The following is a 26,067-nucleotide window of genomic DNA, read 5'->3' on the forward strand; positions in this document are numbered from 1 at the left end:
TTATTTTTCTAACTTGGCGCAGGTCTTGAGAAATTGGAATACGCTGGGAGAAATCTTTACCTTGGCGATTTTTACGTATAATTGTAAAAAATATGTTACACACAGAAGGCGCGTCGAATCCACTTTCGTAAACATCAAATAAACCGCTTATTTTCAATACATTAGATTGATATTTTCGGCTTTACGCCAACATGTAAAATGTAAATAAGTTGTTACTTTGGCATTTTATCTTGGCAACGTAGCTCAAAAAGTAAAAGGGGATGGAAAATCTATTGCACCCTATCTCTATCCGATTTATTCATTTGCTCCTGCAAAACATCAAAAGTAATGTTTCGTGACGCTTCATACAGTTCGAAAGGCTCATCGGTCAGAATCGTGTCATGGATACTCCTTTATTGATTCACCTCAGTTTTATTCAAAAGTAACTGTGCCATAAGTGGTGCTCTGTTCCCTATCGAGCCATAGCCACAGTGCTTCACGCTCGATCAGAAAAAGAGACATCTAATGACACTCATCAATCAAGAACGCCTAGTTGAACACTTTTGCCAACTAGTACGTATCGACAGCGAATCAAAAAACGAAAAACAAATTGCAGAAACACTGGCAGAACAGCTAGGCGAGCTAGGCTTTACCGTGCACAAGCTTCCAGTGCCTGAGCATATTTCTAACGGTTTTAACGTGTACGCCCGTTTAGACGGCAAAAAAGACGGCTCTATCCTAATGAGCTGTCATATGGATACGGTCACTCCAGGTATTGGCATTGAGCCAATCATCGAAGACGGCGTTATCCGTTCAGAAGGCAATACGATTCTTGGTGGCGATGATAAATCTGGTATTGCTGCCATCATGGAAGCCGTTCGTTGTATTCAAGCGGACAACCTTGAGCACAAAACGTTAGAGCTTGCTTTTACCGTGTATGAAGAAGGCGGTTTATTCGGTTCACAATACTTCGATATGTCACACGTCACTTCAACGGAAGCAATCGTGTTAGATACGGGTGGTCCTATTGGCACTATTGTGACCGCAGCCCCAGGCCAGCAAAAAATCGTGGCAACAATCAAAGGTCGACCAGCACATGCAGGGCTTGCGCCAGAAGAAGGCATCAGTGCGATCATGGTGGCGGCAGATGCTATCAACCAAATGAAGCTGCTTCGCATCGACGAAGAAACGACAGCCAACATCGGTATAGTGAATGGCGGTCAGGCCACAAACATTGTCATGCCTGAATTAAAAATCGTGGCAGAAGCACGCTCACTGAATGGCGATAAACTAGATGCTCAGGTCAATCATATGATCTCAACATTAGAGTCTGTCTGTGAAAAACACAGTGCAGAAGTCGACATTGAATCTAGCCGAGCCTACGATGCATTTGTTATTGAAGAAAACCACCCACACGTTAGCGCTATAAAAGCGGCGTTTGCAGAGTTGGGAATTGAGGCTTTCACAAAAGGCACTGGCGGCGGTAGCGATGCTAACAACTTTAACAAGAAAGGTCTCACAACGGTCAATCTTTCAACTGGCATGGCAAAAGTACACACGACAGAAGAGTTTATCGCGGTAAGTGATATGGTCAAAATCACTGAGTTCGTAAAACATTTCCTAGTCAGTTAACGTCGTACCTTTTGAAGAGCAGACGAACTACCCTCCCCTTTTAGCGCGCGCTTGAAGGGGATTTTTTATTTGCGCGAAACAAAGCCTACCCCGTAATGCAGACTTAGCACCAGCTCCATATCAATCCCCCCCAGCTCACTTTTTGATACCAAATAGCCCAACATTTGGCACCCTGTTACAACATTGTTAAAACTCGATTGTGTGGACAATTTATACAATATACATTTCTAGCATCTTTCAGGATGAAAAGAGTGAGACAAGGATGAAATTACCTAAGTTGCTTTTATTAGCGTCGATGATGAGTCCAATACTGGCAACATCAAGCTATGCCGCGCCGTATCCCGCAGGTGTGACCCTCGATGAGACACAAGAAATTACGCTAAACAATGGGGCTGAAGTTACTTCTATTGACCCAGCCAAGCAAGCCGCAGAGCCCGCTTTTAATCTCGGTCGAGACCTATTTGAAGGTCTGGTCATTCAAGATAAGCAAGGTAAAACCATTCCTGGTGTTGCTGAGTCTTGGTCAGTCAATGACAACAATACGGTTTATACCTTCCACTTACGTGATGCAAAATGGTCAAATGGCGAAACGGTCACTGCGCAAGATTTTGTCTACAGCTGGCAACGCTTACTGAATCCGAGCACTGCTTCACCGTACGCTTGGTTTGCGGCCATTCCAAATATCGCAAACTCACAAGCCATTATGAAGGGCGAAGCAGAACCCGAGTCTTTGGGCGTGAAGGCGCTGGATGAAACAACGTTCCAGGTAACACTCGAAGAGCCGATTCCCTTCTTTACGAAACTATTAAGTCATCCAGTGCTTGCACCCGTTCATAAAGCGACCGTTGAAAAACATGGCAACCGTTGGACCCAGCCTGAGCATATCGTTACAAATGGGGCGTTTACTGTCTCTGAATGGAAAGTTAACGAAAAACTAGTGATGGTTAAAAACCCACATTATTGGGACGCAAGCAATGTAGTGCTGGAAAAAGTCACCTGGCTACCAATTGGTGATGCAAATGTAGTGCTAAACCGCTACCTAGCCGGTGAGATAGACCAAGCGGTTTCCATTCCTGCCGCTCAGAAGAAAAAGCTAATTCAACAGCGCCCACAAGAAGTGGCAAACACCAGTGCGTCTCTTGGTTCCACATTCTATTACCTCAACACTCAACAAGGACCAACAAAAGACGTGCGGGTCCGTAAAGCCCTTTCATATGCCATTGACCGTCAACTGTTAACGAGTGCTATCTTGAGAAACGGTGGGGTTCCAATGTATACCCTTGTGCCGCCTCAAACAGATGGTTTTAAATCTCACACTCCTGAGTTCGCAACTTGGAACCGTCATAAACGTATCGAAAAAGCGCAGCAATTACTGTCAGAAGCTGGATACGATAAAAGCAATCCGCTTAAGTTAACGTTTACCGTACCAACTTTCTCGATGGACGTAAAAATGGCAACAACCATGGCAGGCATGTGGAAAAGCCGACTGGGTGCGCAAGTCACGATAAAACAGCTAGAACCGAAAGTGTTCTACGCACTTAAAGAGCCGACCGACATTACTCGCGGCGGCTGGACGGCCGACTACAATGAAGCCTCTACGTGGTTAGATATCTTTGTTTCTAATGGCGAGTACAACGATTCTCGTTATAACAACCCGCAATACGACGAGTTAATGGCTCGCTCAAAGACCATGAGCAACCCATCAGAACTGTATTTACAAGCAGAAAGCATGCTGATTGAAGACATGGCCATTATTCCTATTTATCGTCCGGGTAACGATCAATACCTCATCAAGCCTTACGTGGGCGGCTACGAACTGACAAACCCTGAGTCGTCGTACTACCGCAAGAATGTCTATGTAAAAGCCCACTAAAAGCATGTTTTCGGTCTGAGTCGGCAAGTTCAATGTTTACTTGCCGTTCCTCATATCTCTCGGTGGAGAAGGCAACCTGAGCTCAGACCATTTTTTATTCATAACCGTTCGAAGTGATTTCGGATGACCAAAGGATGATGGATCATGATTTGGTACATTGTTAAGCGATTAGCTATCGCTATCCCCACGCTTCTATTCATCGCACTCGTATCATTTTGGCTGATGCACATTGCACCAGGGGGGCCATTTGATATGGAACGGCCTATGCCAGAGGTGGTACGTGCGAATATCGAAGCAAAATTCCATTTGGACCAGCCCTTCCTTACTCAGTTTTGGATTTACATTGGTAATTTCATACAAGGAGATCTCGGTCCGAGCTTCGTTTATCAAGACTTCAGTGTTACACAGCTCGTCGCACAATCATGGCCAGTTTCAGCAGTATTAGGCGTACTCTCTTTTTGTATCTCCGTTCCACTTGGCATGTTACTTGGCACCATTGCGGCATTGAACCGAAATAGCCGCCTAGATTACGGCCTGATGACACTTTCGATGACTGGAGTTGTGGTTCCAGCTTTCGTGCTTGCTCCGGTTTTAGTCATGATTTTCGCTATTCAGCTCGGCTGGTTCCCTGCTGGTGGTTGGGAAGGAGGAAAGCTGGCTTTTCTTGTTCTTCCCGTGCTCAGCCTGGCGATTGGCTCCATTGCGAGTATTGCACGCGTCATGCGTGGCGCAATGATTGAAACGCTCAACCAACCATACATTCGAACGGCAAAAGCCAAAGGTTTGTCCACAACCTACATTTTATTCCATCACGCTTTGCGACCATCCTTGATTCCCGTCGTTGCGATGCTCGGCCCTGCGTTTGTGTCTGTCGTGACAGGCTCGGTGATTATCGACATTTTCTTTGGTACAGGTGGCATGGGACAACACTTTGTGTCTGGGGCTCTCAACCGCGACTACGGCCTAGTAATGGGCATTACTCTGATTGTCGCTTCACTCACTATCTTCTTTAACCTTGTGGTCGACTTGCTATATACGATTATCGACCCTCGTATACGCGTTTAGGAGTCCGGCATGTTAACGATCAAAAAACTGGATACACAAGCTCTTCAAGATCAAGTCGTCGACAATATTGAAGCCGTCGAAGGTCGCAGTCTTTGGCAGGATGCATGGACTCGATTTCGTAAAAACAGAGCCGCGATGACATCAGTGTATGTTTTGGCGTTCATTACCTTATGCATCACCTTCGGCCCCTCTCTTGCCGCTTTTGGCCATGATGAAATTGACTGGGAAGTGCTCATCGATCCATACGAGCTAGGGAGACCTTCACTGAGCAGTGGCCATTACTTTGGTACTGATGACCTCGGGCAAGATGTCTTTGCTCGCACGATGCAAGGCGGCAGGCTCTCTATTTTGGTGGGTTTTGTTGGGGCCTTAGTCGCCGTTGTTATTGGTACGATTTGGGGAAGTATTTCCGGCTATCTTGGTGGCGTTGTCGACAGCGTAATGATGCGCATTATTGAGGTGCTCGATTCGGTACCATTTATGTTTATGGTTATCCTGTTCGTTACCCTTTTTGGCAATAACATCTATCTGATTTTTATCGTGATCGGAATGGTATCTTGGTTGGGCATTGCTCGTGTTGTACGTGGTGTCACCTTCGGTCTCAAAAAGCGAGAGTTCATCGAAGCCGCGCACTCTATTGGGGTTTCTAAATTGACAATTGTCCGACGCCATGTTCTGCCTAATGTGCTTGGGATCGTGATGGTTTATTCCTCCTTAATGGTACCAGGATTCATTATGTTCGAATCGTTTTTAAGCTTCTTAGGGCTTGGTGTTCAACCACCCGACACGAGCTGGGGAATCCTAATTTCCGAAGGCGCAAAAACGATTGACGTTGCATTGTGGATGCTGCTTTTTCCATCTCTGTTTTTAGTTGCCACCCTCTTTTGTTTTAACTTCATCGGCGATGGCTTACGTGATGCTCTTGACCCGAAAGACCGATAAGGACAAACCCATGCTATCTATTGAAAACATGAACGTGCGCTTCGATACGCCAGATGGGCAAGTGCAAGCGGTCAGTAATCTCTCCTACTCGATTAAAGCGGGCGAAACTCTTGGGATTGTTGGGGAATCAGGTTCGGGAAAAAGCCAGTCTGTTTTCGCATTAATGGGGTTAACCGCGGACAACGGCGCCGTGTCTGGCAGCGCGATGTTCCACGGTGATGATTTACTCGCGATGTCTAAAAAGCAGCTCAACCGCATCCGTGCAGAGAAAATCGGAATGATCTTTCAAGATCCGATGACGTCACTCAATCCATTCATGAAAATTGGCAAACAGCTTTGTGAAGTTCTCATGATTCATAAAGGAATGAGCCGAAAACAAGCAAAAGTTGAATCGATTCACATGTTGGATGCGGTGCGTATTCCCTCTCCCGAAACTCGGATGAATCAATACCCTCACGAGCTATCTGGCGGAATGCGTCAGCGAATCATGATAGCGATGGCGTTGTTGTGTAAGCCCGAGCTGTTAATTGCAGACGAACCAACCACCGCGTTAGATGTAACCGTTCAGGCTCAAATTTTGACGCTATTACGAGACTTACAACAAGAGTTCAACACGGCTATTTTACTGATCACTCACGATATGGGCGTCGTCGCCGAGATGTGTGATCGCGTATTGGTCATGTATGGTGGTCAAAAAATGGAGCAATCAGATACCGAGACATTGTTCGCTCAACCTGCGCACCCCTATACTCAAGGCCTGCTAAAGGCTATTCCTTCTATCACTGAAGATATGCCACGTTTACCAACCATCCCAGGTAACCCACCAAGTGCGTTGATTAACCATCAAGGGTGTCCGTTTAGAGAGCGGTGCGAGCATCGAGAGACGCGTTGCCAATACGAAACCCCACGGTTATCTCCATTAAACACGAGCCAGTCCATTGCCTGTCACGTTAACGCACCCAGTGTTATCACTCCTATTCAAATAAAAGCTTAAGGAGGCATTATGAATAAAAAAGAAGTCCTCATGTCTGCTCGTGATTTAAACGTCCACTTTCCTGTGTCGCGTCACCTTATTCCAAGTCGACGTAAAATCGTGAAAGCGGTCAATGGTATCGACTTAGATGTTTATCGAGGCGAAACACTTGGCATTGTGGGGGAATCAGGCTGCGGAAAATCAACGCTTGCACGCGCCTTACTTCGCTTAATTGAACCTACACATGGCGAGTTGACTTGGAAAGGTCAAGACATGCGCGGGTTTAGTAAAAAAGAGCTTTCCTCTCGACGCAGAGAATTTCAGATGGTGTTTCAAGACCCATCCGCTTGTTTGAATCCGAGATTAACCATCTCAGAATGCATCGCCGAACCACTGCTCACCCACGAGCCACAACTTAAACGGGCAGAGGTAGAAAAGCGTGTCATCGCTATGATGGATAAAGTGGGTCTCTTGGCGAGCCAGCGAAACCGCTATCCACATGAATTTTCCGGAGGTCAATGCCAGCGTGTGGGCATTGCCAGAGCGTTAATTCTCAATCCAGATTTGGTCGTGTGTGATGAACCTGTTAGTGCGCTAGATGTCTCCATACAAGCTCAGGTCATCAATCTTCTAGACGATCTTAAACAAGAAATGGGGTTAACACTGGTGATGATTGCGCACGACTTAAGCGTGGTGCGCCACATCAGCGACCGCGTTATGGTGATGTATCTTGGTAAACCTATGGAAGTAGGACGTTACGATCAAGTATTTGATGATGCTCAACACCCCTACACCAAAGCACTGTTATCCGCCGTCCCGATAGCTAATCCGCAATTAGCACGTGACCGTGAAATACAACTACTGCCCGGCGACCTCCCTTCTCCACTTAACCCACCGAGCGGTTGCGTTTTTCGTACTCGATGTCCAGAAGCCACAGAAGTATGCGGGCAACAGAACCCAATAAAAACAGGCTCGGAGCAGCATCATATCTATTGCTCAAATATGACTTTAGGAACCATTTAATGAACGATACTAACTCAGTAAACCAACGCCTTACGTTATTGCGTGAGGCAATGTCCTTTCACAACGTGTCTGCATATATCGTGACCAACAATGACCCGCATAACAGCGAATACTCAGCGGATCATTGGTTAGCGCGAAGCTGGATTTCAGGTTTTACCGGCTCAGCAGGCGATGTCGTCATTACCCAACAAGGTGGTGGCCTGTGGACTGATGGTCGTTACTATATTCAAGCTGAAGAACAGTTACACGGCACAGGGCTGGAACTGTTTAAAGCCAAACAACCAGAAACGCCGACAATTACCAAATGGCTGGCTACCACGCTCCCAGAAAACAGTATTGTCGCGGTTGACGGGCGCGCCATCAGTTTCGCTTTTTATCAAGGCCTCAAACAAGCCTTTGAAGCGAAAAACATTAAGATCATTCTCGACCTAGATTTGCTCACACCGATTTGGCTTGAAAGACCACCTCGCCCAAGTGCCCCCGTATTCGAGCACCCCACCGCTTTTGCTGGCGTTGACACAGAAAATAAGTTAGCGAGAATCCGTTCTTGGTTAACCGAGAACCAAGTAGATAGCTTATTAGTGTCAACGCTAGATGATGTCATGTGGACAATGAATATTCGAGGTGGTGATACGAATTACTGCCCAGTTTCTGAAGCCTATCTAATCGTAGAGCAATCACTTGCGACACTGTTTATTGATAAGGCCAAACTGCCTCAAGACGTTGAAAGAGCGCTGACCGAGCAGAGTGTACACATTCGCCATTACAACTACGTAAGTCAGTATTTGAATCAGCAATGTGAGGGATTATCGCTCGCTTTTAACCCGACCCACACAGACAGCTTATTGGTGAGTTCGATTGAACGGAATGTGAATCTAAAGCCAATGGCTTGCCCTGTAACGGCAATGAAGGCCATAAAAAATGCGACCGAGCTAACTAGCCTAGAACAGGCATTAACAGATGATGGTGTGGCAATCGTAAGGTTTATGAACTGGCTAGAAGAGCAAGTTCCAAGCGGATTCGTTACAGAATTGTCTGCTGAGGCACAACTGAATCACTATCGCCGTCAAACCCGACATTATGTGAGCGACAGTTTCCGCACTATCGCAGGCTTCGCAGCTCACGGGGCAAAAATGCATTATGCCGCCGATGAAGAAAGCAATGCAGTAGTCAATGAAAGCAACTTCTTTCTCGTCGATTCTGGTGGCCAATACCTTGGCGGGACAACAGACATCACCCGTACTTTCCACTTCGGGTCACCGACCATTAAGCAGCGCAAAGATTATACCTTGGTGCTCAAAGCGGTCATCCGACTGACTCAGACTCGATTCATGAAAGGCTCTACGGGTGCCAATCTTGATATCATGGCGCGTGGCGTCTTATGGCAACATGGTATTGATTACAAGTGCGGCACTGGACACGGCGTGGGCATTTGCTTGAATGTTCACGAAGGCCCACAAAATTTCTCGCAAAGCCACCACGAGGTTGAACTAAAACCGGGTATGGTCATTACTAATGAACCAGGCGTTTATCGCGAAGGTGAGTACGGGGTAAGAATAGAGAACATTCTTAAAATTGTAGAAGTAGAACAAAATGAGTTCGGCACGTTTTACGGTTTTGAGACCATCACTCTTGCTCCCATTGCGACCAACGCCCTTGACTTATCAATGCTAGATCAAGCAGAGCTAGACTGGCTCAATCATTACCATTCACGTGTCTATCAGGCGCTTAGCCCTTTTCTTGATACGCAAAATAAAAACTGGCTTCAAAGCACAACCCAACTTATTGAGAAATAGGATATCAGCAAGTTTTATAACGTTTTCATTTTCATCTCAAACTCCTTGTTTGCCAGCCTTCGGGCTGGTTTTTTTATAGAGATAACGGCGTAAAAACAAAAACGCCCCGCGATGTTAGCGAGGCGATCAATTAAATTAAAATGATGCAGTTAAACTGCCCTACTGACGACACTTCTGAACATCAAAATCAACGACGATGGCGGCATTCTCAAAGTCACCAGAGACTTTAACGTAGCCCCAGTAGTTACTCTGACTTGACAACGTAATACACTCTCCATTACCAATATTATCTGACCATCCGTGAAGATTAGTATCATCCGGCCAACCGGAGTTACTGTATTCAAGCTTTAGGTTGCCCGTACCATTCCCCGTCGTTATCGCCAGATTTGAGCTCTCATTCACCGCTGGTACGCTCAGCCAAATGGTTTGTTGATTTGCCAAGCAAACTGGTTCTCCTGCTGTTAAGCGCCCACCGCTTACTTTACTTTGCACCGCGCAGTCTTGTGGCAATGTGTCATTACCGCCCAACGCTGAGATAACAACAGTATGAGTGGCGGTTGCCGTCAAGCCTTCACTGTCTGTCACACTTAAGCTGACCGAATACTCCCCTTCACTCCCATATTGGTGCGTCGGCTTGGTTTGTGCACTTGTCGAGCCATCACCGAAGTCCCATAAGACGCTGACGATCTTCCCGTTTGGGTCTGTACTGTTTTCACTGCTAAATGTAATGCTTTCACCGACTTTCCCCTTGTTGTTTGCGGTTATGACTGCATTAGGTGCACCATTTGAGACAAGAGCTTGCTGCCACTGCTCAAACTCACTTTGATATAAATTCGCCCATTGGGTGATCGTTGCCTTGTAATTGCTCCAATTCCCTTGGCGTGTTTCCACCAGCATTTGGTTTACGTCATCTTTATGATTTTCAAACATAAAACGTACAGCTAAGTACCCCCAACGATAAATTCGATCGACATCAAACCCATCATAAGTAGTCTCGAAAATCTCACTTAAGGTATACGTCGAGCCGTCTAAAATCGTCTCAAGTGCTGCTTGGTTGTCATTTTCTTGAGCGACATATTCTGCAATGCCTTCACTCCACCACACTATTTTTTCAGTTGGATGACTAAACCCTCCATAGAGATCAAATCGACCATCTAAGTAATGCACGTATTCGTGCTCTAGGTTCCAGACAAAGTGATCCGCGTTCGCATAAGAGGCTTCATAAGCAATAAAGTTGGGAATATTCCCCGGCTGGGAAGGGTCGCCCTCCAAGTACATACCGCCATTGTCAGTACTAATATCGAAAATTGGCCCTGCGTACTTACCATAATCAGGGCTTGAATCGAAGATATTGACTTGGAGCTGAGTGTTGTGGTCATCTTTTACTGGCTGTTCACCAGTTTCTAATGACTGATGAAAGTAACCCTCTTCGTAGCCCATTTTAGAACATGCGGCCGCGTGTTGCTCTTGCGTCATATTCTGAGACAAAATTCGGATTGTCGGACTACAAGTATAAGTTTGCGATAGCACCAAGCCTTTTAGCTCGGTTTCGAAATTACAAATTCCGAACTCACTACAATCTGCGTAATATGAGGCGGTGTCTGCCGCCGCAAGCCAAACCGCGTCACCCCGACCATACATTTCATACTGTTCAAAGATTCGACTTAGCTGACTCTTCACCACAGAACTCGCGTTCCCCGTATACTTGGTCAGACGCCCGAGCTCTCGCCCCGCATTCGCGGCCATAAACTCATCTTCAGCACCGATTGATGACGCCCTTAGAGCAAAATCGCCTAAAGCTTTGGCAAGGTCCGTTTGGTTGCCAATTATTTGCACAAATTGCTCGTTCCACTGCCCACCAAACAAAATAGTGAAAACACCATTAACCGCATTGCGCATATACCAGTGCTGGGCGTATTGATCATTCCAACGAGTAAGCCACTGGGTCACTTGTGGTAAGTACACGTGCTGCAAGCCCGCACTATCCATAGTGATGATGACCTCACTAAGCACTTTGCCGTGACGGTCGCTGTTCTCGTAGAAGTTTGCGTTGTTAACAAACGCATCCACTGATTCTTTCACCGCTGGGGTGACCCATTCAATAAATGAGATGTTGTCATTGTAAAACTCGGCGTAATAACCCGCGCGTAAGTATAAGAACAACGTTTCTAGTTCATCGCTCCCGCCACCTGTATACCCCTTCGCCAATGTCGTAGTGTGCTTAGCGATGTTGTACATATGATCGGAGCTAAATACCGACTCTTGAATCCGACTTTCAGCAGAGAATAACTGGTTCACACACGTCGCGCCCTGACTTAAAATTTCGCTGATCAATTGGTTACTACTTTCGGTAATCAATGCCTCCAAATCACAAGCAGTGCTCGACTCATCAAGGCTTTCAAGTGACTGTACTCGAGTTGCCTTAGAGGGCTGAATTGGGAGAGTTGCGGTTGGTTGGTATTCAACTCGATTGGATTCAACACCGTGTGTATGAGCCGAATGTGCATGTTGCTCTGTAACTTGAGAAACTGGCTCGCTTAACGCAAATACGCCAGTGCTGGTTAATGTTGTCGCAATCGCGACACTCAAAATCTTCAGTTCCATCTAATTTCTTCTATATTGAGTTTTCCTTTGATGCATTACGTCTTTTGCATCGCCACTGCCCTTATTACTGCAAGAGCATCTCCATATAATCTACTCGCAAGACAAGAAGAAACATTTTGTTAACAACTGGGGGTGGCGGTATCAGTTTTTGGTACCAGAAGGAACACGGAGTGAGCTTTAAAAATTCGTATTTGTTAAAAAATAGAGATGAGCTAGAGAAGAAACGTGTAGTTAAACGGGTATACCCAGCACGTTAAATGGCTAGGTATACTCCAAAGCGGGTCGGTAAAAATTCGCGAATCAAAGCCCCTAAAGAAGGAATCGGACAATGGGCTAATACTCTGTAGGTTCTAGGCTGCTTTGTGGTCGAAGAGTGCGGTAATTTGTTCTTTTAACGCGTGCAAAAATTCGGTATTTGGTGTGTTTTCAAGGTACATTTCATACTCTTTAGAATTATAAAAGTACTCATGCGCTGATGCGTTAAGGATCTTACTAAAAGACAGTGTTTCCAATTCATCTTCAAGAGCACGGCAACTCAATTCACCATAACCTGAGTCGCTATCTTTAGCGAATTGGGTTTCAATGTTGCTGATATATAAAACACAATCCTTGATAAAGAGCTCAACGTTACTTATGCGCTGTTCGATATCTTTAAGCTGACCGCTGTTCCACTTAGACTTTTCTTGCTCGAGCTTATCAATAAGTCCACTTTCACGTAGTCTGGTATTGTTATCTTTAATTCTTAGTAACTCATCGAGCACTTTATTAAACTCAGACTCAGCCCTAAGTCTTAAGATTTCCAACTCCTTGGAGAACAGCTTTGCTTTTAACTCACTTGCTTGATACAAGCCAGATATAGCAGCATTTCTTTTAACTCCAAACATAAAAATCCACCCAAAAGATACTTACTAAAAAGTAGCACACAAAAAGCAAGATAGAAGACGCGAGGTTTTCGTCAGCACGCTACACATTACTACCTAATCTCGATTGTAACGTAATAAACAGAATTTTCATCACTTAGAACCACCAACTATTTGAATGAAAATCACACAGTTACTTTGATAAAAGTATTTATTTTAGAAAAGGCAATCCCAAGTATGTAACGGTATAAAATTGACACTATAAAAACAAAAACGCTCACACTATACTACCAAAGTCAAATATCAATGTCAGAGATTGGACAAAACACTCACTATTTACAGTAATGAAAAGCCACTATTTCATTGAGAACCAAAATTTCAACATACTACATCGGACTATGCTGATCATAGACGGGGTTACTGATGAAACGTTAGAATGCCACTACTCTGGTAACCTAGCATAATATTTATGACCGACGCTGATATCGAGCTACAACACCTTTGGTTAGAAGTCCAAGCCGAACGCTGGCAAAACCTGCCACGCTTTTTATTCAGTTACTACTGCTACAAGCACAACCTTGTCAGTAAAACCAACAAAGTTTGCTGGGAGACGGCACGTGCAAGACTGCCCGCTTCAACATCAATAAAAGAGCGAAAAAACGCGGTGGTTGAACCGTTAGTCCCTGAGGAAGCCGTCGTTGGATTATTGAAAACCATCAGCAAAGATGGGGAAATGACGTTTGACGTGATGGGAACCACACTTGATGCGTTTTTACACTATGTTGTGATTAGCAAGGAAGAAAAAGCCCGACTTAAACCAAACATGCCAGCTAGTTGGTATCAGCAATCGAACAAGTCGCCTTTGGCACGTTTCGAGCAGGCTGGCATTAAGCTACAAGAGTGACATGTCAGTCATCGCTGACGATAAACACAAAAGACAAGCGCCTACAATGAGGCGCATTTGGTCAAAAATTGAGGAGCCCCTAAACAAAAGTGCATAGCGAGCAACAAAGAAAAAGTTTGGTTATTCTTGAATGCCTCGAATGCGTACATTACGCCTACGTAGAACTTCTAAAGTCACGAGCAAACACACCGACATAAAAATCAGCAACGTAGCGACCGCCAATATGGTCGGACTAATTTGCTCTCGAATTCCTGACCACATCTGCCTCGGAACGGTTTTTTGTTCTGCCCCAGTCAGGAATAACGCCACCACAACCTCGTCGAACGATGTGCCAAAGGCAAACAAGCCGCCAGAAATCATCCCCGGACGAATCAGCGGAAAGGTAATGTGTCTGAAAGTATAAACAGGGTTTGCTCCTAAGCTAGCCGCCGCTTTTACCAGGCTATGATCAAAGCCGCTTAAGGTCGCAGTAACGGTAATGACAACAAAAGGCGTACCTAACGCGGCGTGTGCCAAAATGACGCCTAGATAAGTTTGTGATAAGCCAAGGCGTGTGTAGAAAAAGTACATCGCAGCAGCAGAGATAATGACTGGTACGATCATAGGTGAGATCAACAGCGCCATAATCGTATTGCGAAAAGGCAAATTACTACTGGCTAAACCCAACGCCGCCAGAGTTCCTAGCCCTGTTGCAACGAGTGTCGCCATAAAAGCAATGAACGTGCTGTTTTTCAGCGCCAACAGCCACTGATCACTAGTAAACATTTCTTGATACCAGCGAGTAGAATACGCTGCCGAATCAAGGTTTAGCATCCCCTCGGTAAAAGTAAAGTAAGGCGTTGCATTAAACGATAACGGGATGATGGTCAGAATTGGAGCGATTAAAAAGAACAGCACCAACCCACAAAAAACTAAGTAACCTGCGTAAGCGACTCGCTCTACTTTTGATGCATAGTTTGGTAATGCCATGGTTATCCCCCTACCTTAAGGTTGTTAATGCCAACCACACGGTTGAACATATAAAACAGAACCAGTACAACGAACAAAAGCAGTCCACCCAATGCGCCAGCCATCCCCCAGTTCAGTGATGTCTGCATATGATAGGCAATCATATTGGATATCATCTGTCCGCTTCTTCCACCAACCAAAGCGGGCGTAATGTAGAAACCAATAGAAAGAATGAAAGTGAGCAAGGCCCCCGCACCTATCCCTGGTAACGTAAGCGGCATATAAACTTTGATGAACGCAATGAAAGGCGTCGCGCCTAGAGAACGAGCTGCACGGAAATAAGTTGGGCTAATTCCTTTCATTACGCTATACAGAGGCAGGATCATAAACGGCAACAGAATGTGAACCATAGACACCACCGTTCCGAAGGTATTGTGAATCATCTGAATTCGCTCGGAAGTAAAACCCGACCAAATAAGGAGATCATTAATGACCCCTTGGTTTTGCAGCAGAACAATCCAAGACGTGGTTCTGACTAACAATGATGTCCAAAATGGCAGCAGCACAATAATTAAAAGTAAGTTCGCGCGCTTATCAGGTAAATTGGCAAGCAGGTAAGCAACGGGGTACGCCATCACCAAACAAATTAAGGTGATTGAAATAGACATCCAAAAAGTTTTAAAGAAAAGGTCGACGTATATTTGGCGTTTTTCTGGTTGGGGCTCAATGTCTCCAAACTCATTCACTTGCAAGTCTAGAGCAGCAAGATAATGACTGAATGTTAATGCGCCACTAAGATTCTTAAACGCCGCCCAATATTTAGGATTAGCCCATCGCTTATCCAGCTTAGCCAGCTGTGTCACCGAGCTCGGCAGCGACGCCAAACGAGACAACTTTCTACCTGTTTTCATCAATAAGCTGCGCATACCAGACACTTCAATATTCATTCGGCTGGCTATTTTCGGTAGCTCTTTGCTTTGATAAAGCGCAAGTACTTCAACAGAGAATGCCTCAATGACTTCTTGATGAGGCTGACCTTGATAATCCCAACTTTCTAAGGCTTGAATAGTTTGTGGGAGTGACTGGGATATTTCTCGGTTATCCACGCTTCGATAAAGCATGTCGAGGATAGGAAAAGCAAACGTAAGCAGAATAAAACACACCAATGGCGTTGTGAGCATAATGGAGCGAAGCTTTTTTCGGCGCTCTGCCTTTTGCAACTGCGCTTTCAGATTGGTTTCTTGTTGATGAACTTGACGTTCGATTTCCAATACAGAATCTAATGCGGTTAGCTCTCGACTCATGCTGCTACCTCGCTACTTTGAGTTTGTGTCCCATCAAGAGCATGGCAATCGTCACTTTGCCAACCAATACGACAAATGGAGCCAGGCGTTAACTGCAAGTGTTTACGATTATCGTTAGGTACTTTAACGATGAAGTGACCAACGCTCTCTACTTCGACGACCAGACGATAATGATCACCGTGATAAATCAATTCTCGTAGGACGCCTGAGACTTGGTTCTCACAAGACGCTTTCTCTGGTTGAATAACAATCTTTTCTGGTCGAATGGAAAGTGTTGTCCTCTGCCCTTGCTCAGATACTCTGACAGGTTCCGCAGTAAATAACGCTTTCCCAACGAGCACTTGGCAATACTTTCCGTTCCACTCTTTGACTAAACCTGAGAGTTGGTTGTTTTCTCCGATAAACTGCGCCACAAACGTATTACTCGGAGATTCATAAAGCTCGGTTGGTGTCGCGAGTTGTTGCACTTCGCCGTGATTAAAAACCGCAATACGGTCGGACATAGTGAGAGCTTCGTCTTGATCGTGCGTCACATACAAAATGGTGATACCAAGCTTTTCATGCAAATGTTTAATCTCCATCTGCATTTGCTCACGCAGCTGCTTATCTAATGCGCCTAGCGGCTCATCCATCAACACGAGTTTAGGTTCAAACACTAATGCTCGCGCTAGCGCAACACGCTGTTGTTGACCACCTGATAACTGCTTTGGGTATCGAGTCGCAACATGCTCAAGCTCGACCATTTCTAATACACTCTGAACTTTGCTTTGAATCGTGTCACTGTCGAGTTTTCGCACCTTTAAAGGAAACGCAAGATTCTCAGCAATGGTCATATGTGGAAACAACGCATAGTTTTGAAACACCATACCAATATCGCGCTTGTGCGGCGCGAGATGATTAACAGGAACGCCATCAATATAAATGTCTCCACCGGTCGCGGTTTCAAAGCCAGCTAGCATCATCAAGCAAGTGGTCTTGCCCGATCCTGACGGCCCCAACATAGTAACAAACTCTCCAGGAGCAATATCTAAGTTGAAGTCTTTCACCACCAAATTCGTGCCATCGTAGGTTTTCTTAACGTGTTGAAAGCTGACATAGTCCTTGTTTTCCGTGCTCATGACTTCCCTCTTCTCATTTTTTGAATATTACGAATGAGTAGAGCGTCAGTTAACGCTCTACTAAACAGCACAATTACAGATTGTATTTGGATAGGTCTAAGCGGGTTTCTAACGCATGTTCAACCATTTGAATGACTTGTTGACGCTCTTCACCTTGTAAAAGTTGGCGTGGCGCACGAACTTGTTCAGATCCACGTCCGCAGACTTGCTCGGCCAGTTTAATGCATTGAACCAGCGTAGGAATGGTGTCTAAACGCAGTAGCGGTAAGAACCAACGGTAGATTTCTAACGCTTCAGCATAACGACCTTGGCTTGCCAGTTTATAAATCGCGACGGATTCTTCTGGGAATGCGTTGGTTAAACCAGAAATCCAGCCGGTCGCGCCTAGCATCAATGATTCAAGAGCAATGTCATCAACACCACTGAACACGGTAAAGCGGTCATCAAATTTATTGTAAAGCTCAGTGATACGACGAGTATCAGTGGTCGACTCTTTAATAGCTACAATGCTTTCAAACTCAGCCAGTTTCGCCATGATATCGAGGTTTACATCGACACCATAAGCAACCGGGTTGTTGTAAATCATGATTGGCATTTCTGGCGTTGCTTTTGCTAGCGTGCGGTAATATTCGAACGTTTCGCTCTCAGACGTGCGGTAAACCATGGCAGGCATCACCATACAACCATCGATACCAATTTTGTACGCATCCTGCATGTAATCAACAACTGCTGTGGTAATAGACTCTGCTGTACCAGCAATCAAAGGCACACGGCCATTTACGACTTCTTTTGCCGCTTGCAAGACCTGGCGTTTCTCCTCCGGGTACAACGCGCAGTTCTCACCGACGGTACCCAAGCAGATAATGCCATTCACACCATCTTTAATTTGGTTATCTATAACGGTTTGCGTTGCGTCTAAGTCGATTGACTGATCTTGACGAAATTGCGTACTGACCGCCGGATAAACACCTTTCCAATCAATTTTCATGAACTACTTTCCTTATATGTATATTGTATGCAATTTAAATAAACGAGCAAAAATGCTCAGGCATGGCTATCTATGCCATTTTCTAACAACACCGCCTTTACAGCGGCCAAATCAGCCAAAGCACTGCCAACTGATTTGTATAAAGTAATGACCTCATCGTTTTGACGTCCTGAGATTTGTTGGGCGCAAAGCTGCGGTAATTCCCCTTTGATATCGTCTGACGTGAACACGCCCTCTTGCATTGGGATGAGAAGATCGCCCGCTTCGGCTAATACGTTAATGCGGCTATCGACATACACCTGCGCTCGTTGCACTGCTTTAGAGTCGCATTCACGCTTGTCCAAGTCATGATTACCGACCAAATCAATATGGGTGCCCGGCTGCACGTCTGCGCCATTAAACAAAGGCTCTGCTGATGCAGTAATACAGCTGATGATGTCAACGTGTTTGATAACGTGGTCCACTTTTTCTACGACTGAAACGCGAAACCGACGCTCATCAGGAAGCGACTGATACTCTGAAGATGACACAATGGCATCTACCGTCGCCTCGACTTTATCTGAGTTACGCCCCCAAATATAAACCTGCTTAAGTGGGCGAACCGCAGCGTATGCCCACGCAAAATAAGGCGCAAGATTGCCCGTTCCGCAGATCAACAGACGATCGGCATCAGGACGCGCTAAATAGTCCGCTGCCAACGCAGAAGCTGCGGCGGTGCGCCAAAACGTTAAAACTTTACCGTCCACGAGTGCGAGCGGCTCACCATCGTTTCGTCTAAAAACAAGCAGCTTAGATGCAAGCGTATCTTTGCCTTGCTCAGGGTTATGCGGGAAATACGTAAAGGCTTTCACCGCAATCAACTCCTGGTTCCAAGCTGGAAGTAGCGCAAACGCCTCGTATTCTCCCTCTTCTAAGGGCATAACTCGGCGTTGAGGTATTGTCGCTGGCCGCGAGTACATTTCACGCATCGTTTCAATAAGAGACTTCATTGTTAAACATTGCGCGACTTGCTGTGCTTCGATGACTTTCATCATTTCTCCGAAAACATAAATACAGTTGAGGAAAAGTACGGAACCTCGCTTATGGATGAAAACTCGGCCCCACACACAAATTAACGCCTAGTTAAGCAGCCAAGTATTAAACTCTTCATTTAGTTCATCCGCGTAGTCTGACCACCATTCATCGTTAATCAGGAAGGCGGTTTGGAAGTTTTGAGGTGCGGTAGGAAGGTTCGCTAAAATGTCTGGGTTCACTTCCGCCGAAGACGACTTACGCGCAGGCCCATAGGCAACGTACTTAGCTTGATCAGCTAATGGTTTTGTTCCTGAAGAAAAAGCGATGAAATCCAATGCAAGCTTTGTGTTCTCACTACCTTTAGGTATCGCCCATCCATTCATGTAACCCATTTGACGGTCCCATATAATCCGAAATGGTTGACCCTCATCTTTACGGGCATTGTGAATTCGGCCGTTAAAAGCCGAGGCGATCACCACTTCTTTGTCAGCAAGCATTTGAGGTGGCTGGGCACCTGTTGTCCACCACAGCACTTCTGATTTGATCGTATCCAACTTAGCAAACGCACGCTCACGCCCCGCTTCGGTTTCGAGCAGGCTGTAGACCTCTTCTGGTTTTACACCATCAGCCAATAGTGCCCACTCAAGATTACCCTGAGGTTGTTTTTGCAATGCACGTCGACCTGGAAAAGTTTTTAGGTCAAAAAGATCGGTCAACTTGCTAGGCAAAACCTTACCTTTAAACGCGTCTTCGTTCACCGCTAATACTGTGGACACAACGATGGTATTGATTGCGCACTCGTGAATCGCACCATCAATGAAATCCTCTTGTGCTGGTGTTCCATCTGCGCCCGGAGGCAAAATACTTGGGTTCACTGGTTCTAATAACCCTTCGGCACAACCACGAACAATGTCCGGCTTGTCGAGAGACACCAAATCCCAGCGCACGTTGTTCGCTTCCACCTGCGCTTTAATTTCGGCTAATCCGCCGCTGAAATCCTCGGATACGATCTCAACACCTGTTTTTTTAATGAAAGGCTTGTGATATGCCTCCACTTGGCTCTTTGTGAATGCACCACCCCAAGATACGACCGTCAATTTGTCTTCAGCATAAGCAGAGGTCCCCAACAGCATTCCTGAAATCAACAGCGCCAATGGTGCTTTGGTCATTCGTGACATGTTTTACTCCTTTTGGTTGTTCTTCTGGAGGCATCCGAGTACGGCTGTTGGATACCAGCTTTGTTAAAATTAAGTTAACATTAGCATTTAATATATTTTATACAATATTTAATATTAAATTTTTCAGGTAAATCGTTGTAGTGAAAAAGGTGAAAGATCAATCGATGTCGGCTTTCCTTCGATAAGCTCTAAAAGGAGATCTGCTGTAATCGCCGCTTGAGTTAATCCAAGATGTTGGTGGCCAAATGCCAGTAATACATTTCCATCCCAAATGCTATCAATAACCGGTAACGAGTCGACTGTTGAAGGCCGATTCCCCATCCACTTTTCTCCTTGCTTGAGTGGATCTAACCCAGATTCAAACATCTCATCACCTAACTGAAAAAGCATTTCTGAACGTTTCATATTGGGTGGTGACTCTACATCGGCATACTCAACAGTGCCTGCCAAGCGTAGCCCACCAGACATCGGAGTCATGATGAATTTTCTATCGGCAGAGCTAATAGGAAAAGGCAATACATTACGCCTGTCGTCCACCATTAGGTGATAACCGCGCTCGGCTTGAATCGGCACTTTGACTCCGGTTAGCTGCCGTATCAAAGGCTTAGAATGTACACCAGCGGCAACAATGATTCGGTCAAATGAATGTGTTTGAGACTCAACCAGCACATCGCCATTTTTCGCCAACGCAGATACACCTTTTTGTAAAACCTTACCGCCAAGCTCTTCAAAGGCTTCACTTAGCTCAGCACAGAGCTGATAAGGGTCTAGCGTATGACCGGTTTCGGGAAAAAAGACTCCGATACGAACCTTATGGCTGAGATCAGGTATCCGCTCTCGAATCTCCTCTTGTGTCCAAACTTGATGCGTCACACCGTTTTTAGCCATTGAGTTAAGCGTGCTTTGATAATTCTGAAACAGTTTCTCGTTTTCAAAAGTGAGCAATGAACCATTCATTTTTATTAGATGTGCTTTTCCGATTGAATCAAGCACGCCACGCCAACTTGCCACTGACCGCTCGTTAAGACTCTTAATCGCGTTTTTTGCCCGCTCCGCGGCTGATGGCTTTGTTTGTAATAGAAAACGAATCATCCACCCGATTGTGTTTGGAATATCTTGCCAACGGATCGAAACCGGACTTTTGGGATCTAGCAGCATTTTAGGTAATTGTAGAAGCAGCGCTGGCGTTGCAAGAGGGAAGATTTGCTCAGTCGCGATATGGCCTGCATTTCCCTTAGAGCATCCATTCCCCACGCCATTGGGATCAAAAATCGTGACTTGATAACCTTGCTGCTGCAATTTCAATCCAATTGATAAGCCAATAATCCCCGCACCTATCACGGCGATCCTTTCCTTTTTGGTTTCATCCTTGACCAACATAAATATGCTCCGAGTCACACTTGAAAACGTAGATTGTATACAATATATTTTACATTACGTTAACATCACTATTGTTTAATTCAACCATTTTTTCAGCAAGGAGCGAAAAATGAGACAAGGAACTTTTTTCTGTATTGATGCCCACACCTGCGGCAACCCAGTTAGGCTGGTCGCAGGCGGTGTGCCTCCACTCGAAGGCAATACCATGAGCGAAAAGCGCCAATACTTTCTTGAGCATTATGATTGGATTCGTCAGGCACTCATGTTTGAGCCTCGCGGACACTCAATGATGTCGGGGTCAGTTGTCTTGCCTCCTTGCAGCGATAACGCAGACGCTTCAATTCTGTTTATTGAAACCAGTGGCTGCTTACCAATGTGTGGCCACGGCACCATTGGAACCGTCACCACCGCTATCGAGAATCGCCTTATCACTCCCAAAAAAGAAGGTCGTTTGATACTTGATGTCCCAGCAGGACAAATCGAAGTGCACTACCAAACAAAATGTGACAAGGTCACGTCGGTAAAGATATTTAACGTACCAGCTTACCTTGCCCACCAAGACGTAACCGTGGACATAGAGGGCTTAGGTGAGCTCACTGTCGATGTTGCTTATGGCGGAAACTATTACGTAATCGTCGATCCTCAAGAAAACTACGCCGGACTTGAACACTACTCTCCAGATGAAATTTTGATGCTTTCACCAAAAGTTCGCGAAGCGGTATCTCGAGCGGTTGAATGCGTACATCCAGAAGATCCAACAGTGTGCGGTGTTTCGCACGTGCTATGGACCGGAGAGCCTACTCAAGAAAACGCCACCGCTCGAAATGCTGTGTTTTACGGCGACAAAGCGTTGGATCGCTCGCCATGTGGTACGGGAACAAGTGCACGCATGGCGCAATGGCATGCAAGAGGCAAACTCAATCAAGAAGAAGACTTTGTTCACGAAAGTATCATCGGCAGCCTATTTCAAGGACGTATAGAAGGCATCACCGAAGTAAATGGCAAAGCCGCTATTTTGCCAAGTATTGAAGGATGGGCACAAGTATATGGTCACAACACGATATGGGTAGACGATGAAGACCCATATGCGTACGGATTTGAAGTAAAGTAATAAGGATAGTAAGGAAGAATGATGAACCCACAAGAACCAACCACTTTTTACGCAGTCAACGCCTTTACTGGTGAGCCTCTACCCACAGAGTTTCCGGTGCATGGGGAGCAAGAAGTTAATCAAGCAGCCTCAACCGCCCAAAGCGTTGCGCGTGAGTTTCGCCAACTAAGCAATGCAAAGCGAGCGAGCTTACTTTGCTCTATCGCCTCTGAATTGGAAGTGAAGAGTGAAGAAATCGTTGCTCGTGGTCATTTAGAAACTGCCCTTCCCGAAGCACGTTTAAGCGGTGAAATAGGACGTACCGCCAACCAATTACGACTATTTGCCGAGGTTGTGAGCTCGGGTAATCACCATCAAGCAATTTTCGATACGCCAAACCCAGACCGTCAACCACTGCCGAAACCAGATATTCGTCGTCAGCAAATCGCAATTGGCCCTGTCGCCGTGTTTGGTGCGTCTAATTTTCCGCTCGCATTTTCTACGGCAGGTGGTGATACGGCTTCGGCACTGGCAGCTGGCTGTCCTGTGATTGTAAAAGGCCATACCGCCCACCCTGGCACCAGTCAACTTGTTGCTGAGTGTATTGAGGCTGCACTTGAGAAAGAGTGCTTACCGCAAGCCATCTTCACGCTATTGCAAGGCAACAAACGCGCACTTGGCCAAGCACTCGTTACCCATCCAAAAATTAAAGGGGTTGGTTTTACAGGCTCAGTCGGTGGTGGCCGTGCGCTGTTTAACCTAGCTCAGCAAAGACCAGAGCCAATCCCCTTCTATGGCGAACTAGGGGCGATTAACCCAACATTTATTCTCCCTTCAGCCATACGAGCAAACGCATCATTGGCTGAAGAGTTTGTGGCTTCTATGACTTTGGGCTGTGGACAATTTTGTACAAAACCCGGCGTTGTATTTGTCTTGAATAGCCCAGAAACGCAAGCCTTTATCGAAACTGCTCAAGGGTTAATTCGACAACAATCAACGGCCACTTTGCTAACGCAAGGAATCCGAGAAACGTATGAATCAGAAGTTAACAAGCGAGCTTCCGAAACAGGCATTAACGTCGCTCGTTCTGAACAAGCAGAATCGACCAATGTCTCACCAGCACTGTTCGTGACGGACAGTAAAAACTGGCGTGAAAACCCGCAATGGGAGGAAGAAATATTCGGCCCTCAATCGTTAATCGTAACCTGTGAAGATTTCGAAGACATGTTGAAACTGAGTGATTCACTGACTGGCTCGCTCACCGCAACCCTTCACACTACCGCTGAAGACGAAGAACAAGCGAAGCAACTGCTTCCAAGTTTGGAAGAAATCGCGGGACGCATTGTATTCAACGGTTGGCCAACTGGCGTCGAGGTTGGTTACGCTATGGTTCATGGTGGACCATATCCTGCTTCAACCAATTCTGCCTCAACATCTGTCGGAGCGGAGGCTATTCATCGTTGGTTGCGTCCCGTCGCTTATCAAGCTTTACCAGAATCTTTATTGCCGGATTCATTAAAAGCGTCAAACCCACTGGGTATTCAACGCGCCATAGACGGCAGAGTGTCCCAATAAGCTCACCAAATGGCTCAAAAAGGCATCAACTGATGCCTTTTATTTCACTCTACTTCTCAAAACCTTCTTTCCTAGTTGGTTTGTGCCAGAAAAACAATAAACTACTAAAGTAAAATGGATTGGATACAATATTAATTTAACGGGAGACTTCAATGTCACAGAAACCTGTTTTTAAAACGCGCACTCAGCTCGTTGAGGAAGCAATTCGAACTCAGATCTTGAAGGGCGAGTTAAAAACTGGTCAACCTTTACGTCAAGATGCGTTAGCAAAAGAGTTTAATGTTAGCCGAATTCCTGTGCGTGAAGCGTTAGTTCAATTGGAAGCACAAGGACTCGTTAGCTTTGAACCTCACAAAGGTGCGACGGTCACTGAGCTATCTCCAGAGAAAATCAATGAGCTATTTGAACTGCGCGCTGTCGTGGAATGCCACATTTTAGAGCGTGCGATTCAAAATATGACAGACGCTGACCTTGAACGCGCGCGAGAAGTTCGCGAACGTTTCGAGTCAGTAGTGAACAGTGGCGACGAAGTAGAAGAATGGAGCAACTACAACTACGAGTTCCACAAAGCCCTATATGCGCCAGCCAACATGCCTGAAACTATGGACGTCATTTACAACTTGAACACAAAGTGTGACCGATACATACGTATGCAGCTATTGTTCACAACAGGCATTAAAAAGGCAGAAGAAGAGCACTTAAGCTTGTTTGACATGTGCAAAAATCGCGATATAGAAGGCGCCAAGTATCTGCTGAAAAAACACATTCTAGAAGCAGGCACAGCGATTCGAAACCTGCTGCTTGAAAGGCAAAATATCAGCCAGTAAACGGAATAACGAATAAGGTGATATTCAAGGATGAATGTTGGACCAAAGTTTTTACTCGCAGCGCTACGACAAAAGATTAAAGAAGAAGGGCTTTGCTACAATTCCTTGTCAGAGAAAAGTGGCATCCCTCTATCTAGTATTAAACGCCACCTACATAATCCGGCTTTAGGTTTGGATAAAGTACTTATTTATCTGAACTACCTGAATACCGATCTCATCGAACTCGCAACCTTAGCCAACGAGCTTCAGCACCAAAACGAGCAAATGCTAACAGATGAAGAGAGCGCCCTTTTCGTTGAGCATCCTTATTTACTTGATTTTATTTATATGCTGACTTCTCGTGATATTAAACCGCAAGAGATAGCCCATACTTACGGACTTTCTGATACAAGCTTGCGATTCTATTTGCGTATCGCGGAAATTCTAGGGTATGTGGAGAACTTCGGAGACGGCTTATTTTACCGTTCTGGTCGTCGATTTATTATGGAAGAAGGTACCGCATTGGACACCTTATTCAAAGAGCGATTTCAACAAGAGTCGCTTTCTCATAACATCAACCCAGGTGTATGTATAGGTCGCATTAGGCTCACCGAAGAGCAAAAAGTGCAAATAGAGGACGAGCTTTGTAATAAATTAGCGAAACTTAACGCAGTTAACACTTCCAACAACGAAGGTGAACTAACAAATATATTAATGCGCTGCACTCCTGGCGCTCAGATATTTTTCGCAGATGACTTACCGGATATTGATGGAAGCCTGTTAAAGCACGTCGCCCAACTCACTAAATTAAGTTAAAGCATCAGATAAATAAATCAAACAAATCCCAGATAACATCATATATCCCTACCAAACTATTGATTCAAAGCGTTTCCTGAATCTAATTCTGATTTTTTATTTAGCGAGCATCGCTTCGTCAACTAAGAGCTTGTCTTAATTTCACACTTACTAATGGTCTTGTTAGCTATTTTGAAATAGACAGAAAACTTAAGTAATG

21 protein-coding genes are annotated in these 26,067 nt (G+C 45.4%); 12 read left to right on the forward strand and 9 right to left on the reverse strand.

Annotated features, from left to right (window positions below; translation table 11 throughout):
- Positions 1–504 precede the first annotated feature (504 nt).
- The 7 genes from ACWPOD_RS09660 to ACWPOD_RS09690 all read left to right on the forward strand — a co-directional run bounded on the left by ACWPOD_RS09660 (position 505) and on the right by ACWPOD_RS09690 (position 9,283).
- Positions 505–1,611, forward strand: coding sequence for a M20/M25/M40 family metallo-hydrolase (locus ACWPOD_RS09660; protein ID WP_456231833.1), 1,107 nt, complete (start codon positions 505–507; stop codon positions 1,609–1,611).
- A 262-nt stretch (positions 1,612–1,873) separates the two neighbouring features.
- Positions 1,874–3,484 carry a peptide ABC transporter substrate-binding protein gene (locus ACWPOD_RS09665; RefSeq protein ID WP_456231834.1) on the forward strand — a complete coding sequence of 537 codons (1,611 nt, stop codon included), beginning with the start codon at positions 1,874–1,876 and terminating at the stop codon, positions 3,482–3,484.
- Between the two features lie 144 nt (positions 3,485–3,628).
- Positions 3,629–4,549: an oligopeptide ABC transporter permease OppB gene (gene oppB, locus ACWPOD_RS09670; RefSeq protein ID WP_005377838.1), complete on the forward strand. Its 921-nt coding sequence runs from the start codon at positions 3,629–3,631 to the stop codon at positions 4,547–4,549.
- A 9-nt stretch (positions 4,550–4,558) separates the two neighbouring features.
- Positions 4,559–5,491 (forward strand): ABC transporter permease subunit, encoded by a 933-nt coding sequence (locus ACWPOD_RS09675; RefSeq protein WP_074191232.1) that lies wholly within the window; start codon positions 4,559–4,561, stop codon positions 5,489–5,491.
- A gap of 10 nt (positions 5,492–5,501) precedes the next feature.
- Positions 5,502–6,485 (forward strand): ABC transporter ATP-binding protein, encoded by a 984-nt coding sequence (locus ACWPOD_RS09680; protein WP_395189282.1) that lies wholly within the window; start codon positions 5,502–5,504, stop codon positions 6,483–6,485.
- A 9-nt stretch (positions 6,486–6,494) separates the two neighbouring features.
- Positions 6,495–7,487 carry an ABC transporter ATP-binding protein gene (locus ACWPOD_RS09685; RefSeq protein WP_104974192.1) on the forward strand — a complete coding sequence of 331 codons (993 nt, stop codon included), beginning with the start codon at positions 6,495–6,497 and terminating at the stop codon, positions 7,485–7,487.
- Entirely contained in the window at positions 7,487–9,283 is a 1,797-nt protein-coding gene (locus ACWPOD_RS09690; protein WP_456231835.1) for an aminopeptidase P family protein, read from the forward strand. Before ACWPOD_RS09685 ends, ACWPOD_RS09690 begins: the two co-directional genes overlap by 1 nt.
- 159 nt (positions 9,284–9,442) lie before the next feature.
- On the opposite strand, the gene ACWPOD_RS09695 is transcribed toward ACWPOD_RS09690, so the two are convergent.
- Together ACWPOD_RS09695 and ACWPOD_RS09700 are read right to left on the reverse strand one after the other, a co-directional pair.
- The gene (locus ACWPOD_RS09695) at positions 9,443–11,887 is read right to left on the reverse strand and encodes a collagenase (RefSeq protein WP_456231836.1); all 2,445 of its coding nucleotides are present in this window, start codon (positions 11,885–11,887) and stop codon (positions 9,443–9,445) included.
- Between the two features lie 350 nt (positions 11,888–12,237).
- Positions 12,238–12,771 carry a hypothetical protein gene (locus ACWPOD_RS09700; protein WP_012841894.1) on the reverse strand — a complete coding sequence of 178 codons (534 nt, stop codon included), beginning with the start codon at positions 12,769–12,771 and terminating at the stop codon, positions 12,238–12,240.
- Positions 12,772–13,216: 445 nt separating this feature from the next.
- Here ACWPOD_RS09700 and ACWPOD_RS09705 point away from each other — a divergent pair, with 445 nt between their 5' ends.
- Complete coding sequence (locus ACWPOD_RS09705) at positions 13,217–13,651, forward strand: hypothetical protein (RefSeq protein WP_150918561.1); 435 nt, start codon at positions 13,217–13,219, stop codon at positions 13,649–13,651.
- A gap of 120 nt (positions 13,652–13,771) precedes the next feature.
- Here ACWPOD_RS09705 and ACWPOD_RS09710 read toward each other — a convergent pair whose 3' ends face one another.
- The 7 genes from ACWPOD_RS09710 to ACWPOD_RS09740 all read right to left on the reverse strand — a co-directional run bounded on the left by ACWPOD_RS09710 (position 13,772) and on the right by ACWPOD_RS09740 (position 21,581).
- Positions 13,772–14,620, reverse strand: a complete 849-nt coding sequence (locus tag ACWPOD_RS09710) for an ABC transporter permease (RefSeq protein WP_005393492.1) — start codon at positions 14,618–14,620, stop codon at positions 13,772–13,774.
- 2 nt (positions 14,621–14,622) lie between these two features.
- On the reverse strand, positions 14,623–15,903 hold the full coding sequence (locus ACWPOD_RS09715; RefSeq protein WP_258460588.1) for an ABC transporter permease: 1,281 nt from the start codon (positions 15,901–15,903) through the stop codon (positions 14,623–14,625).
- Entirely contained in the window at positions 15,900–17,021 is a 1,122-nt protein-coding gene (locus ACWPOD_RS09720) for an ABC transporter ATP-binding protein (RefSeq protein WP_456231837.1), read from the reverse strand. The genes ACWPOD_RS09715 and ACWPOD_RS09720 overlap by 4 nt, the downstream gene beginning before the upstream one ends.
- Before the next feature lie 73 nt (positions 17,022–17,094).
- Positions 17,095–18,009 carry a dihydrodipicolinate synthase family protein gene (locus tag ACWPOD_RS09725; RefSeq protein ID WP_456231838.1) on the reverse strand — a complete coding sequence of 305 codons (915 nt, stop codon included), beginning with the start codon at positions 18,007–18,009 and terminating at the stop codon, positions 17,095–17,097.
- Positions 18,010–18,065: 56 nt separating this feature from the next.
- On the reverse strand, positions 18,066–19,040 hold the full coding sequence (lhpI, locus tag ACWPOD_RS09730) for a bifunctional Delta(1)-pyrroline-2-carboxylate/Delta(1)-piperideine-2-carboxylate reductase (protein ID WP_456231904.1): 975 nt from the start codon (positions 19,038–19,040) through the stop codon (positions 18,066–18,068).
- A gap of 87 nt (positions 19,041–19,127) precedes the next feature.
- Positions 19,128–20,201 (reverse strand): polyamine ABC transporter substrate-binding protein, encoded by a 1,074-nt coding sequence (locus tag ACWPOD_RS09735; protein ID WP_456231839.1) that lies wholly within the window; start codon positions 20,199–20,201, stop codon positions 19,128–19,130.
- Positions 20,202–20,324: 123 nt separating this feature from the next.
- Complete coding sequence (locus tag ACWPOD_RS09740) at positions 20,325–21,581, reverse strand: NAD(P)/FAD-dependent oxidoreductase (RefSeq protein WP_456231840.1); 1,257 nt, start codon at positions 21,579–21,581, stop codon at positions 20,325–20,327.
- 109 nt (positions 21,582–21,690) lie between these two features.
- Here ACWPOD_RS09740 and ACWPOD_RS09745 point away from each other — a divergent pair, with 109 nt between their 5' ends.
- From ACWPOD_RS09745 to ACWPOD_RS09760, 4 genes are all read left to right on the forward strand, one after another.
- Positions 21,691–22,692, forward strand: coding sequence for a 4-hydroxyproline epimerase (locus ACWPOD_RS09745; protein WP_456231841.1), 1,002 nt, complete (start codon positions 21,691–21,693; stop codon positions 22,690–22,692).
- 21 nt (positions 22,693–22,713) lie between these two features.
- Positions 22,714–24,246, forward strand: coding sequence for an aldehyde dehydrogenase (NADP(+)) (locus ACWPOD_RS09750; protein ID WP_456231842.1), 1,533 nt, complete (start codon positions 22,714–22,716; stop codon positions 24,244–24,246).
- Positions 24,247–24,398: 152 nt separating this feature from the next.
- Positions 24,399–25,073, forward strand: a complete 675-nt coding sequence (locus ACWPOD_RS09755) for a GntR family transcriptional regulator (protein WP_085343198.1) — start codon at positions 24,399–24,401, stop codon at positions 25,071–25,073.
- 30 nt (positions 25,074–25,103) lie between these two features.
- Positions 25,104–25,868 carry a transcriptional regulator gene (locus ACWPOD_RS09760; RefSeq protein WP_258680938.1) on the forward strand — a complete coding sequence of 255 codons (765 nt, stop codon included), beginning with the start codon at positions 25,104–25,106 and terminating at the stop codon, positions 25,866–25,868.
- The last annotated feature ends 199 nt before the right edge of the window (positions 25,869–26,067 follow it).

It is taken from the genome of Vibrio sp. JZG120 (genome assembly GCF_053890955.1).